At 46.0% G+C, this 12,961-nt stretch carries 11 protein-coding genes; 5 read left to right on the top strand and 6 right to left on the bottom strand.

Features of this window, described 5'->3' with window-relative positions; translation table 11 throughout:
* The first annotated feature begins 32 nt into the window (after positions 1–32).
* Positions 33–977, top strand: a complete 945-nt coding sequence (locus tag F3I09_RS04980; protein ID WP_149693951.1) for an alpha/beta hydrolase — start codon at positions 33–35, stop codon at positions 975–977.
* Positions 978–1,205: 228 nt separating this feature from the next.
* Here the strand turns inward: F3I09_RS04980 and F3I09_RS04985 are convergent, their stop codons facing one another.
* The 6 genes from F3I09_RS04985 to F3I09_RS05010 all read right to left on the bottom strand — a co-directional run bounded on the left by F3I09_RS04985 (position 1,206) and on the right by F3I09_RS05010 (position 7,911).
* Complete coding sequence (locus F3I09_RS04985) at positions 1,206–1,778, bottom strand: murein L,D-transpeptidase family protein (RefSeq protein WP_149693952.1); 573 nt, start codon at positions 1,776–1,778, stop codon at positions 1,206–1,208.
* A gap of 186 nt (positions 1,779–1,964) precedes the next feature.
* Complete coding sequence (locus tag F3I09_RS04990) at positions 1,965–4,910, bottom strand: pitrilysin family protein (RefSeq protein WP_149693953.1); 2,946 nt, start codon at positions 4,908–4,910, stop codon at positions 1,965–1,967.
* 104 nt (positions 4,911–5,014) lie between these two features.
* Positions 5,015–5,260: a hypothetical protein gene (locus F3I09_RS04995; RefSeq protein WP_149693954.1), complete on the bottom strand. Its 246-nt coding sequence runs from the start codon at positions 5,258–5,260 to the stop codon at positions 5,015–5,017.
* A gap of 33 nt (positions 5,261–5,293) precedes the next feature.
* Entirely contained in the window at positions 5,294–6,208 is a 915-nt protein-coding gene (locus F3I09_RS05000) for an outer membrane beta-barrel protein (RefSeq protein ID WP_188133695.1), read from the bottom strand.
* Between the two features lie 23 nt (positions 6,209–6,231).
* On the bottom strand, positions 6,232–7,374 hold the full coding sequence (locus F3I09_RS05005) for a hypothetical protein (protein WP_149693956.1): 1,143 nt from the start codon (positions 7,372–7,374) through the stop codon (positions 6,232–6,234).
* Positions 7,375–7,425: 51 nt separating this feature from the next.
* The gene (locus F3I09_RS05010; RefSeq protein WP_149693957.1) at positions 7,426–7,911 is read right to left on the bottom strand and encodes an RNA polymerase sigma factor; all 486 of its coding nucleotides are present in this window, start codon (positions 7,909–7,911) and stop codon (positions 7,426–7,428) included.
* Between the two features lie 371 nt (positions 7,912–8,282).
* Here F3I09_RS05010 and kbl point away from each other — a divergent pair, with 371 nt between their 5' ends.
* The 4 genes from kbl (at position 8,283) to F3I09_RS05030 (ending at position 12,912) form a co-directional block, all read left to right on the top strand.
* The gene (kbl, locus tag F3I09_RS05015; protein WP_149693958.1) at positions 8,283–9,479 is read left to right on the top strand and encodes a glycine C-acetyltransferase; all 1,197 of its coding nucleotides are present in this window, start codon (positions 8,283–8,285) and stop codon (positions 9,477–9,479) included.
* A 391-nt stretch (positions 9,480–9,870) separates the two neighbouring features.
* Positions 9,871–10,674, top strand: coding sequence for a class D beta-lactamase (blaOXA, locus tag F3I09_RS05020; RefSeq protein ID WP_149693959.1), 804 nt, complete (start codon positions 9,871–9,873; stop codon positions 10,672–10,674).
* Between the two features lie 430 nt (positions 10,675–11,104).
* Positions 11,105–12,142, top strand: coding sequence for a VWA domain-containing protein (locus tag F3I09_RS05025; protein WP_149693960.1), 1,038 nt, complete (start codon positions 11,105–11,107; stop codon positions 12,140–12,142).
* A complete protein-coding gene (locus tag F3I09_RS05030) occupies positions 12,139–12,912 on the top strand; it encodes a tetratricopeptide repeat protein (RefSeq protein ID WP_149693961.1) in 774 nt (257 codons plus the stop codon). Before F3I09_RS05025 ends, F3I09_RS05030 begins: the two co-directional genes overlap by 4 nt.
* Positions 12,913–12,961: the final 49 nt, after the last annotated feature.

The following is a 12,961-nucleotide window of genomic DNA, read 5'->3' on the forward strand; positions in this document are numbered from 1 at the left end:
ACTGATCCATCCGCTTTTTTTACTTTTACCCTATGAAGCTACTGAAGCGTACCTTTCGCGTACTCCTGCTATTATTCCTCCTATTGAATATCATTGCCGCTTTCCATGCCTGGAAGTTCACCCATTTCTATGCCCCGGGTAGCTTCAGGAATAGACTCCCTGAACAAATGAGCGTCCTTGAAAAGGCGCAGATGTTATTGCTTGGCGTACGTATTTCAAAATCCGTCGTAAGACATACTCCTGAGGTGAGCTATGAAATCGTTCATCTGACCACCAGCAACGGTCTACAATTGGAAGGATGGTGGATGCCCATTCCTTCGGCCAAAGGAACCGTTATTCTCTTCCATGGTTATGGCGGCAGCAAAGACGGACCTATTCCTGAAGCGGAGTATTTCCGGACACTTGGCTATAACGCACTGCTGGTCGACTTTCGCGCGCATGGCAACAGTGAAGGTAATGTATGCACAGTCGGTTATAAGGAAGCGGAAGATGTGATGCTTGCTTACAACTTTGTGCAGCAAAAAGGGGAAAAACATGTCATGTTGTGGGGCGTTAGTATGGGAGCCGCGGCCATTCTCAGAGCTGTACCAACCTATCACCTGCACCCCGATAAGGTGATCCTCGAATGTTCTTTTGCTACACTTACTGATGCTGTCAAAGGCAGGATGCGGGCAGTAGGGTTACCCGGCACTCCTTTTTCACAGCTGCTTACTTTCTGGGGAGGTATTGAGAATGGCTTCTGGGGCTTCAACTACAATCCGGCCGACTATGCGCAAAGCATTACCATGCCTGCATTAGTGTGCTGGGGCGTACATGATACCCGCGTTACCAGGCAGGAGACCATCAGCATTTACAAGCATCTCGGTACGAAGAAAAAAGAGCTGGTCATTTTTGAAGATTGCGGGCATCAATCGTTCTGCAGGAGAGAAGGAAAAAAATGGAAACAACATGTCCGGGAGTTTCTGATAGCCAGGTAGTAGCCGCTGGCCAATAAAAAAAGCACGCTCCACCCGAATGAAGCGTGCTTCACAAGACCAACATCCGCCTTTATGATAATCATGATACCAGGCGGTACCCGGTATCACTACAATGCTCCTGGCCAGGCCATAGTGGCACCGTTCTTAATCATGAATAGCATGTAAGATCTTACAAATGCGTTTCTTAGTGTAAAGGTAAAGATGCACACTGCTATGTGCATTACAGCATCAACGTCTTATTACAACAGGTGTCCCAACCTTGATAATATCATACAGTTCACTCACGTCACTGTTCTTCATGCTTACACAACCCAGCGTCCAGTTAATGCGGCCCTCTACATAATTATCCCGTATTCCGGAATTCCATTCCACACCATGAATGCCAATACCACCACCAGGTGTAGCGCCAGCAGAGATCTCTCCATTTTCCTGCATCTCATGGAACTTGTTCCAGGATGCTTCATTGGGATAATCCAACAGCATAAAACGATTCCAGAGCTTATCCACTCTCTTGCTTAATACGTGGAAAGTTCCCTCGGGCGTCAGGCGGTCTCCCTCCTGTCTTTTAGCCGATTGGTCTTTGTTTCCAAAAACTACCTTGTAGATCTTCTTCAAAGTGACATCTTCATAAAGATATAACCGATAGTCACTTTTGTCGATCAGTAAAAATACTTTGTCAGGATTAATGCTGCCGGGAAGTATTTTCACTTTGTACAGGTAATCCTCGTCACCTTTATTAGTAGTAAATCCGGATACACTCAGTGTCAGCACCAGGAGTATCAACAAGCAATAACGATTCATTTTCACAGGGATTTTGCATAATATTAACGTTGAGCGTCAACTGATTATTGCAAATGGTTAAAAAATTCAGATGGCAAAAATAAAGAACCATCCGGAATTTCCGTCAGATGATCTCTGTACGGAACCGGATGGTTCATGAATATATACGGCTATGCCGCTATGTATCTTGCATTATTGCTGTTCTGCTTAGTAACCGAAGATCTCCTCCAGTGACACTTTCTTCACATCTCCATACTTCTTCAGATCGTCCAGGCTCACCTTCTTTTCTGAAGCTACGATGCAATAAGTGTAAGGTTTCTTTGCAATGTTCTGTTCATGGAATTGCTTCACATTTTCAAATGTGATACCGTCAATCTGTGAATACACTGTTTTACGGTAATCGGTATCCAGTCCCAGTTTCTTTGCTGCCAGGTAGGTGAAGATAATACCATCCTGGGTAATACGCTCTGTTTCGATGTCCTGTTTCAGACTTTGTCTGGCAGTCTCGAAGAGTTTATCAGAACGAGGAATGTCATTCAACAGTTCATTCATGCCGTTGATGGCTTCGTTCATTTTATCTGCCTGACTCCCCACGTATGCCACCACAGAATAACGGGCATCCTTCCTGTCGGGAGTAGCATAATAAGCGTAGGTAGAGTAAGCCAGCGCCTTAGACTCACGAATGGTCTGGAATACGATAGAACCCATGTTGCCACCAAAGTAGCCGTTGAACATATCTACCAGCGCGGTGTTCTCAGCTTTGTATGTGTCTGTGTTTCTTACCCAGTTCACTTCAGACTGTACCATGTCATAGTCTGTAAACAATACCTGGTTGTTACCCTGATCTATCTTGTCAAACTTCACAGCGGCAGGTACAGGCTTAAGAGCAGCAGGCACAGTATGTTCTTTCTGTACAGCAGCAATAGCAGCGTCCAGTGTCTGCGGACCATAGTAAATAACTGTATGCTGATATTCCGGCAAGGTATGCAGGATATCTACCAGCTGCTGCGCGGTAATTCCGTCTAGCTCCGCCTGGCTCAGCTGATTGTTGAAAGGATTCTTTGAACCATACATTGCATAGCTCGCCAAGCCTTTCAGGATGTTGCCTTTATTCAGTTTACTATCTGAGCGGCTTTTGGTCATACGGCCTTTGAACGCTGTCAGCGCCTGCTCATTCGGCTGGCAGTTCTTCATCAGATGCTCAAACAGGGATACTGCCTTATCAAAATTCTCCTGTAAACCAGTGATGCTGATGGTAGTGACATCAGTATTTGCGGATACGCTGAAGTTACAGGCGATGTTATAGAATTCTTTACTGATCTGCTCAGTAGTGTATTTATCTGTTCCCAGGTATTGGAGATACTGAGCCGCCAATGGGAACAGCTTATTGTTCCAGCTACCCATTTCGAAACGGTAGTACAGACGGAACAGGCCGTTGTCTTTATTCTGTACATACAGCACGTCTGCAGCGCCCAGTTTGCCCTTCTGGATATCTTTATTGAAGTCCAGCCACAGCGGTTGGATCTTAGCCGCAGGCATTTCGTTGATCTCTTTCAGGAAGGTGGATTGTGCTTCACGGTTTACTTCCACCGGTGTAATAGCTGGTTTCTCTACCTTCTGAATATTTTTGTCTTCCCCTTTGCGTTTATAAATTAACACATAGTTGTTGGCCAGGTATTTATTGGCGAAATCAACGATCTGTTGTTTCGTCACCTTACCCATATCATCTACAAAAGAAACATCCGTCAGCCAGTTCTTCCCCCTGTGTTTGATAAAGCCATCCATCAATGAATTGGCACGGGTGTCATTACTTTCCAGTCCCTGTAGTTCAGACAGCTTGGCGTTATTCACAATGGCTTTTACCATTGTCTCGTCAAACTCTCCTTTCTTCAGGATTTCCAGCTGTCCCAGTAACAGGTCTTTTACCTCTTCCAGGGTCTGTCCCTGTTTGGCGGTACCGCTCAGGCTAAATACAGAGTAGTCTTTCCAGGGCATTACACCTGCACTTGACCTCAGCACTTTCTGCTGTTTATTGATGTTCAGGTCAAGCAATCCGGCTTTACCGTTGTTCATTACTTCGGATACTACTGACAGGAGTACATTGGACTTTACATCCAGTGCTCCGGGCATACGGAATGCAATCATGACATTTTCCGCATCAGGACCGAATACTTCCTTTACAATAGGTGCTGTAATTGGTTTCTCTACCGGAGCTTTGTACTCATTAACCGGTTTTGGGCGCATGTAAGAGAAGTTCTTCTCTACCTGTTTGATCACCTGGTCAGGATCGAGATCACCCGCCATTACGATGGCCATGTTATCCGGCACATAGTAGGCGTTATAGAAATCGCGGATCGCTTTCAGCGAAGGATTCTTCAGATGCTCTATCGTACCAATGGTACTCTGCTGACCATAGTTGTGTGTTGGGAACAGGGAAGACAGCATCAGTTCATAAGACTTACGGGCGTCATTATCCAGGCCCCTGTTCTTTTCCTCATATACTGCTTCCAGCTCGGTATGGAACAAGCGGAAAACCGGATCTTTGAATCTTTCCGCCTGAACCGCCAGGAATTTGTCTACCACATTGGAAGGAATATCTTCCTGATAGATCGTTTCTTCCACCCAGGTATGCGCATTGGTACCCTGTGCGCCCATACCTGCCATCAGTTTGTCATACTCGTTGGCAATAGCATACCTTGCCGCCATTCCGGATACGCTGTCTATCTGATGGTATACCGCTTTACGGGCGGTCGCGTCGCTGGTATGATTGTAGGCATCATACAGCCCCTCGATCTTATCGAGATAAGGTTTCTCCTTTGACCAGTCCAGTGAACCGAACTGCTGGGTACCTTTAAAGAGAAGGTGCTCCAGGTAGTGGGCCAGACCGGTGTGATCATGCGGGTCGTTGTTACTACCAGCACGGGTACCGATCAGGGTCTGAATACGTGGATCCTTCTTGTTAACGCTGAGAATAACGGTCAACCCGTTTTTCAGGGTGTAGAAGCGTGCCTTCATCGGATCGTTGGTGATATACTTATAAGTATATCCTCCGGATGTGCCCTCCTTCCATTCATACTTTTGTTGTGCACCTGCAATATTAGAAATAGCACAGGCTACAAGCAATGAAGAGATTGCTTTTTTAATGAGGTTCATGTATTGGTTTTTGAAAATAAAAAAAACATTACCAAATATAATGGTAATGCCCGGATGTGAGGCAACAGGAATTTGTTAAATGGAACTAAAAGATGAGCAATGGCCTATCTTTTCCAGTCGCGCTCGGGGTTAGGTCCGTACTCGATATTAACAAACAGCGCATCAATGGCCACTGGGGCTTCCGTATTAGCTAAAAACAATGGGCGCTCATAAGAGAGGCCGTTAAATGATAATCCAACATTCTGTCCCGGCTGATGGGCATAAACTTTCACACCTACTATTCTCTTCTCACATGAATGTGCCCATACAATAAATCCGGTACAGGCCAGAAAAGCAATAAAAGAACGCATACTTAAAATAGATTTTGATCCCCCAAAAAAACGTTAAAAGCTATTAAAACGTATCCCTATTGAAAATGGATACTGTTCCAGGCCATAATCATGTAAAGGAGTTAACGCAAAATTACCATAAAGTTTGAAAGGTCCATAACCGACATCTCCTGTCAGGCTTAATTTCCATTTGTTGAGGTTGAATTCATCCACTTTCTTCTCCTTTCCCCGCTCCCTGCTGATTTGTTTTGTCCTGGCCTTTACCAGGTATCCTCCCATCACTCCCATTCCCATTTTGAATGCTCTGGAAGGGCGGGCCGGATTACTATTAAAATTCAGCATTAATGGTACGCTCAGGTACTCGGCGAACAACTTGTTCTTGGAAAAATTCACATTATCACGTATGATCTGGGTGGGGTATCCTGGTACATAGGTAATATTTCTCGCAAAACGGTAGTTATTCATTTCAACTCCTAAGGCATAGATCAGGTTCAATTTGTGTTTATAAATGTTCAACCGTTGCTGGAAAAGCCAGATATTGACATTGATCGACTTTCCGGTAATCAGTTTAAACTCAGATGGCGTAAGTGGTGCGCTTCCTCCACGTGGGGCCAGGGTATTCAAGCCGGCTGCAGAATAAGTAAATGACTTATTATAGACATCAGACACTCCATTAGGCGCATAATAAGATAAAGCAACAGCCCCGCTATAATCACTGCGGTCTATATAATTATTAAACCCAAGATCCACAACAAACCACCTGGTCTGCAGGTTCTTTTTCAACCGCTCCCTCGCATATGCAGTATCGTTATAGACCTTGAAGATGCGCTTACCCTTTGTGTCTTTTCCCTTCATGATGATCAGCCCTTTGATCTGGATAGTCTCCACCAGGCTGTCGGCGATCTGGGCTTTTGCACCAACGCTTACAATAAGTAGTAACAATAAATAGCGTAAAACTTTACACTTCATATCAAAAAAGTTCATTCATCGGATTATTTCTTTTTACGGGACAGGAACCTGGCTACGTTGGCCACTCCATTGAGCAGTTTGCTGTCTCCGTTCATTGTCACGGCCACCACCAGTTCACCATTCGCCGGCGCCGCAGGTACAGGGGGCGCATCATTGATCTTCTCTGCATTTGCCATAACGGCTGTTTTTTCCGGTACAGCTGTGACATTTTGCGCCAATATCTTTTCCTGTTGTGTTGTCTTGTCCTGTAGCTGCTGCACCACTTCTCCGGAAGTAGACGCTGGTTGCGGTATCTTGGCCAGTACCGGCAGGCGGCTGTCTGGCAGATGGTCAATACCGTTTTCCTGTTTCTGCTCACTCACAGTTACGTCAGATACGGCATTTTTATTTATCCTGTTATCTATACCATTCTGAGCGATGACATTACCCTGAGAAATTTTGCCAGGGGTATTGCCTGCTGTATGGGCAACCATTTCTGCTTCCTTTTTTTCTTCAGCGGCAGCGGCTACCGACATTTCTTCGGCTGCATTGCCACCTGGCCTACCCACATCCGCAAGAGATGAAGTATTCGCCTGTTCCTTAGCCGGCTGCTCTGCTTCTGCCACAGGTGAATTACCCTTAGTGGATGACTGATTAACAGCCACTTGTGGTTTTTCTCCTGAACGCTGACCAGGAAGAAGCCAGACGCTAAGTCCGACTACCACAGCGGCGGCAGCACTCCACCACCACAATGGACGTACGGTGGTACCTTCCCTTCTTCTATATAGCGATGCTTTATTACCAAATGTTACAGAAAGATCAGGAGTTAATCTGGCCGCCTGTAAGAGCGACAGGTCCTTTTGCATATGAGGGTGCTGGCTGATCAATGCCTCCAGCTCTCTTTTCCCGGATACACTCAGTTCATTATCAACATAATCCAGGAGGAAACGCTCATAATTTGTGGCAGACAGTACGCCTGTGTTCTTATAGAGCATTTCTTTGGCATCAAACTTCATTCCCTCTTCGGGGCGCAGCTTTGTGGCCTCCAGCAGCGCCAGTTCCTTCCGGACCTCTGGATGTTGCTGCATAAAAGCTTCCAATGCGGCCATTTCCTCCCCGTTCAGCTCACCATCAATGGCGCTGAGCAGGAATTCCTCGTAGTTCGATATGTTTATATTAACGACCAAATCAAAAACATATAATTAATATGCAATATTACTCGATTCCCTCCAGCTGTGCTAGATCACATTTTCCATCTTCACCAGGTACTGTTTCAGGTGTAGCCTCGCTCTGTGCAGATAAACCTTTACCTGTGAGGGGTTTAGCTGCATAATGTCTCCTATTTCCTCATAGCTGTAGCCTTCGTAGTCCTTCAATAGTATCAGTGAACGCTGAACATCCGTGAGTTTGTCCAATGCTTTCTCCAATACCTTTTTTGCGTCATGGATCCTTTGCTCCGAGATCTTCGTCTCTTCTTTAAACTCGTCTACCAGTGTAATACGCTTCACCTTACGGACATGATCTATCATATTGTGGTAGGCAACAGTAAACAGGTATGACTTGCCTTTCTCAAAAGGCACATCGTTACAGTGCTTCCACAATATTTCAAACGCATTCTGTACAACATCTCTGGCGTCCTCGGTATGGTCTAAATTTTTAACAATAAACCGGAAGAGATTGTCCGCGTACAGGTCCACGCATTGATTGTACTCCTTTTCCGTCATCCGGGTGTTGCGGGATTTTAGTGCTAATGTCCGACAATTACTTTATATCCACCACATCTCCTTCTCTTTTCCAATCCCACTCTTTGTCTGTGCGCCCCTGTCCAGCACGTATCGCTTCCGGACGGCAAGTTCCCGCATGGCACGTTGCCTCCTTCAATAGCGCGGAAATTTAAACTCAGTCCGGACCCCGTTACTACACAATGAACAATCTACCCGGGATCGACGTGCAGACATTACTATGACGCAGAGCAGTCCCCAAATGTTACACCCCCGTCAAACTTTTTCCGGCCTGCCAGAAAAGCCCCTATAGGTGACAGAATCGCAATACTTTTATTGCCATAACTTTGAACCAGGTTATAAAATCTGCTACTATGAACCAAAAATTCATTGCCCGCCTTCAACAGGAACTGGATGAAATACGCTCCGCCGGACTCTTTAAGAATGAGAGAGTGATTACCTCTGAACAAGGAGCTGAGATTCAGGTAGGTGGAAACACCGTTATTAACTTCTGTGCTAATAACTACCTGGGCCTTTCCAGCCATCCCGACGTGATCAAGGCGGCCAAAGATGCCATTGATACCCATGGATATGGCATGAGCAGTGTCCGCTTTATATGTGGTACCCAGGATATTCACCGCGAGCTGGAACAGAAACTGGCGGAATTCCTTGGTACTGAAGACACTATCCTGTATGCTGCCGCCTTCGACGCTAACGGTGGTGTGTTCGAACCACTCTTCAATGAACAGGACGCCATCATCTCCGATGCCCTCAATCACGCTTCCATTATCGACGGTGTACGCCTCTGTAAAGCACAGCGTTACCGTTATGAACATAACAATATGGCGGACCTGGAGGCCAAACTGCAGGAGTCTGCTCACCTCCGCAGCCGTATTATCGTAACCGATGGATCTTTCAGCATGGACGGCACCATCGCCCAGCTGGACAAGATCTGCGATCTGGCCGACAAATACGATGCGATAGTGATGATCGATGAAAGTCATTCCTCCGGCTTCCTGGGTAAAACCGGCCGCGGTACCCATGAATACCGTAATGTAATGGGCCGTATCGATATCATCACCGGTACTCTGGGTAAAGCCCTCGGCGGCGCATCCGGTGGTTTCACCAGTGGTAAGAAAGAGATCATCGACATGTTGCGTCAGCGTAGCCGTCCTTACCTCTTCTCCAACTCCGTAGCCCCCAGCATCGTAGGCGCTTCTATCTCTGTACTGAAAATGTTAAGCGCTACTACAGCTCTCAGGGATAAACTGGAGTACAACACCCGTTACTTCCGCACCAAAATGACAGAAGCCGGCTTTGATATCAAACCAGGCGACCACCCAATCGTTCCGGTAATGCTGTATGATGCAGTACTGAGCCAGCAGTTTGCCGACAAACTCCTGAAAGAAGGTATCTACGTGATCGGCTTCTTCTTCCCGGTAGTTCCCAAAGGTCAGGCCCGTATCCGTGTTCAGCTCAGCGCTGCCCATGAACAGGCTCACCTGGATAAGGCCATCGCAGCCTTTACCAAAGTGGGTAAGGAACTGGGAGTAATCAAGCAACTAGTTTAATAATATACAGCAAGCTGTCTTTCCCTACCGGGAAACAGCCTTCAGAGAAATCAAAAACGAACTTCGATGGGCTGGTCTGCGGACCAGCCTTTTTCTTTTTCCAGGCGCCACATCAGGACGCCATACAGACCACTATGTTGAAAAAAGTCGATCATTAGCCTTCAGTTCCTTTCTGGTAGCATCTTTTCTTTATACTTCCATATCGCTATATCGTCATCTCTATATCACTTCATCGTCATTTCTATATCGAATCGATATACATATGCCCTTGAAGCGATATCCAGATGACGATATAGCGATATAGAGATATAGAAATCAAGACTAACGCAGCGCGGTTTTAAGAGCGAATTTTGCCCTAATTAGCTACTTTTGCAGCACTAAAAAGATGTATATGAAACGAACTGGCTGGATACTCCTGCTGGTAGCCATTCTGACGAATGCCTGCGCTCCGAACAACGTCAAGATCGAAAATGACTGGGAAAAGTATTTTACTGAATACAAGGTTGAGGGATGTTTTATGCTGTTCAACAACAGCCAAGGCACCTTTAAGGCATATAATATAGACCGGGCGAAAGAACGCTTCCTGCCCGCCTCCACCTTCAAGATCTTTAATTCGCTCGTAGGACTTGAAACAGGTGTACTGAAAGACACCTCCACTGTTATTCCCTGGGATGGCGTTGTACGCTCCGTTCCGGAATGGAATCAATCCCTGAGTATGCAGCAGGCTTTCCGCCTTTCAGCTGTGCCTTACTACCAGGAAGTAGCCCGCCGCATTACCAAACCTGTCATGCAGCACTGGCTTGACACTGTCAAGTATGGCAACATGAAGATCAGTCGTATAGACACCTTCTGGCTCGATAATAGCCTGCAGATATCCCCTGATGAGGAACTTGGCTTTGTCAAGAAACTATATTTCGATCAGCTGCCCTTCCATAAGCTCACCATGCAATGGGTACGTGCCATTATGCTCATGGAGAAAACAGATAAATATGAGTTGAGCTACAAAACCGGTATGGCAACGGTTGGCCCTAAAACCATCGCCTGGATAACTGGCTGGATTGAAGAAAATGGTCATCCCACTTTCTTTGTGCTGAATTTTGACACGGAAAATAAAGCGCTCGATATACCGAAGGTTCGTATGGATCTGCTGAAAAACCTGCTGAAAGATGCCGGTTATATGGAAGGTATGAAATAAAAAAAAACTATTCAAGGCCATAGTTGAACAGGTCAATACCTGCTGAACTATGGCTTTTTTGGTGCCTTTTCAAATAGTTGCCACAGTCAATTATCAATCGCCGGCAAAGAAATCCCTACTACTCACATATTTGCCAAAGTCAATCAACTAGTGTTCAATCCTTTATCACAAAGGCTCTCATAACCCGAAGCGTTCGGTATTAATCACCCGGCCCGCAACAAGCTCCTCTTTAGAGCCCTTTTTCCAGTTTTTGGGCCCGCCCTTACCCTTCCTGCCTACCGGTAACTGCTTATCTATCATCACTCCTGCCTCCATAGCGTTAAAAAACTCCTAAATCACCACCTACATATGATGTAAAACGTACTAAAAAAATTATATTTGATCCCAGTGTCCGGTCTCCCTCACGACGGGCAGAAGAAATCTTTATTGGATGATGTTACGTTTTCAGCATAGCGAATACTTATGGGCACTGGTTTTATTACTGGTACTGCAACTGGCGTTCCTCAGCATATCCTGGTGGAAAAGGCGCTCCGTTCGCAAACTGGGTGACCCTGTACTTGTAGAAAAATTATTTACCGGCTATTCACGCAGGCGCTTTACGTTCCGCTTCCTGTTGATCTTCCTGGCCTTCCTTTTCGGGGTGATTGGTCTTGCCAACATTCAGAAGGGCAGCCGGATGGAAAAGATCACGCGGAAGGGAGTAGATGTGGTGATTGCCCTCGACGTCAGCAAGAGTATGCTGGCCGGCGATGTGAAACCTGACCGTCTGACCAGGGCCAAACAACTCATCTCTAAACTGGCCGACAAACTGGATAATGACCGTGTAGGCCTGGTGGTATTTGCCGGCAACGCCTATCTCCAGATGCCGCTAACCATAGATTATTCCGCCGCCAAGATGTACCTGTCTACTGTTGGACCAGAAATGATCCCTACACAGGGTACCGCCATCGGACAGGCTATCCAGGTCGGCAACGATGCTTTTAACAAAAAGGAAAGGAAACATAAAGCCCTCATTATTATTTCTGATGGTGAAGATCATGACGAAGCCGCCATCTCAAAGGCTAATATGGCTTTTGACAATGGTGTTGTGATCAGTACCATCGGTATAGGTTCCCCTACAGGCGCTCCCCTACCAGACCCGGAAACAGGCACCTACAAAAAAGATAAGGAAGGCAATACCGTTATTTCCAAGCTGAATGAAGATGAGCTGAAGTCCATCGCTGCGGCCGGCAGGGGTATTTACGAACACCTTGATAACAATACTGAAGAGGTGGTGAATTCACTGGTCCAGAAGATAGATAGCATGGAGCAGAAAGAATTTGGAGAAAATATCTTCACAGACTATAACAGCTACTACCAGTACTTCCTGGCTATCAGCGTGTTATTGCTCATTGCTGAGTTTTTTATTCCTGAAATCAGGCGCAGTGCACGCCCAAATGTTGTTGTTACCGCTACAGAAAAACCATGACGAAACTACCATTCACATATCAAACCTTACTGGCTGGCCTGTTTATCTGCCTTTGCCAGAACGCTTTTGCCCAGACCGGAAATAAATATATCCGTAAAGGCAATGAGCTGTATAAGAACAAACAGTATACTGACGCTGAGGCCAACTATAAAAAGGCGCTGGAGGTAAACAAGCAGTCTGTGGAAGGCCGCTATAACCTGGGTAACTCTCTCTACGAGCAGAAACGTTTTGATGATGCCCGCACCCAGTATGCCAATAGCTTTAAGATGGCGCCTACCCGGGAGGGCAAGGCCGATGCCAGCTACAATATCGGCAATACCTTCATGGAGGGAAAGAAATGGGAAGAGAGTATTAAAGCATATAAAGAAGCGCTGAAACAGAATCCTACAGACGAGCAGGCCCGCTATAACCTGGCTTATGCCCAGGCCATGCTGAAAAAGCAGCAAGGCGGCGGAGGTGATAATAAGGACAAAAAAGACAAGGATAAGAATCAGCAGAATAAAGACCAGCAGAACAAAGACCAGCAAAATAAGGATCAGAACAAGGATCAGCAGAACAAGAACAAACAGGACGAGAACAAGGATCAACAGAATAAAGACAAGAATAAGAATAAAGAACAGCAGGACGAGAAGCCTGAACCACAGCCAAGCAAACTGAACAAACAGGAAGCAGAGCGTTTGCTTCAGGCATTAGGCCAGGAAGAGAACAAGCTGCAGGATAAAATGAAGAAGGCTAAAGGACAGGCAGTGCCTGTTGATAAAGACTGGTGATCTTTGGGGGCTGCGTAATTGATCCATTCGCGATTCTATTCATTACCTT

The organism is Chitinophaga sp. CF418 (assembly GCF_900142925.1).
Classification (GTDB): Bacteria; Bacteroidota; Bacteroidia; order Chitinophagales; family Chitinophagaceae; genus Chitinophaga.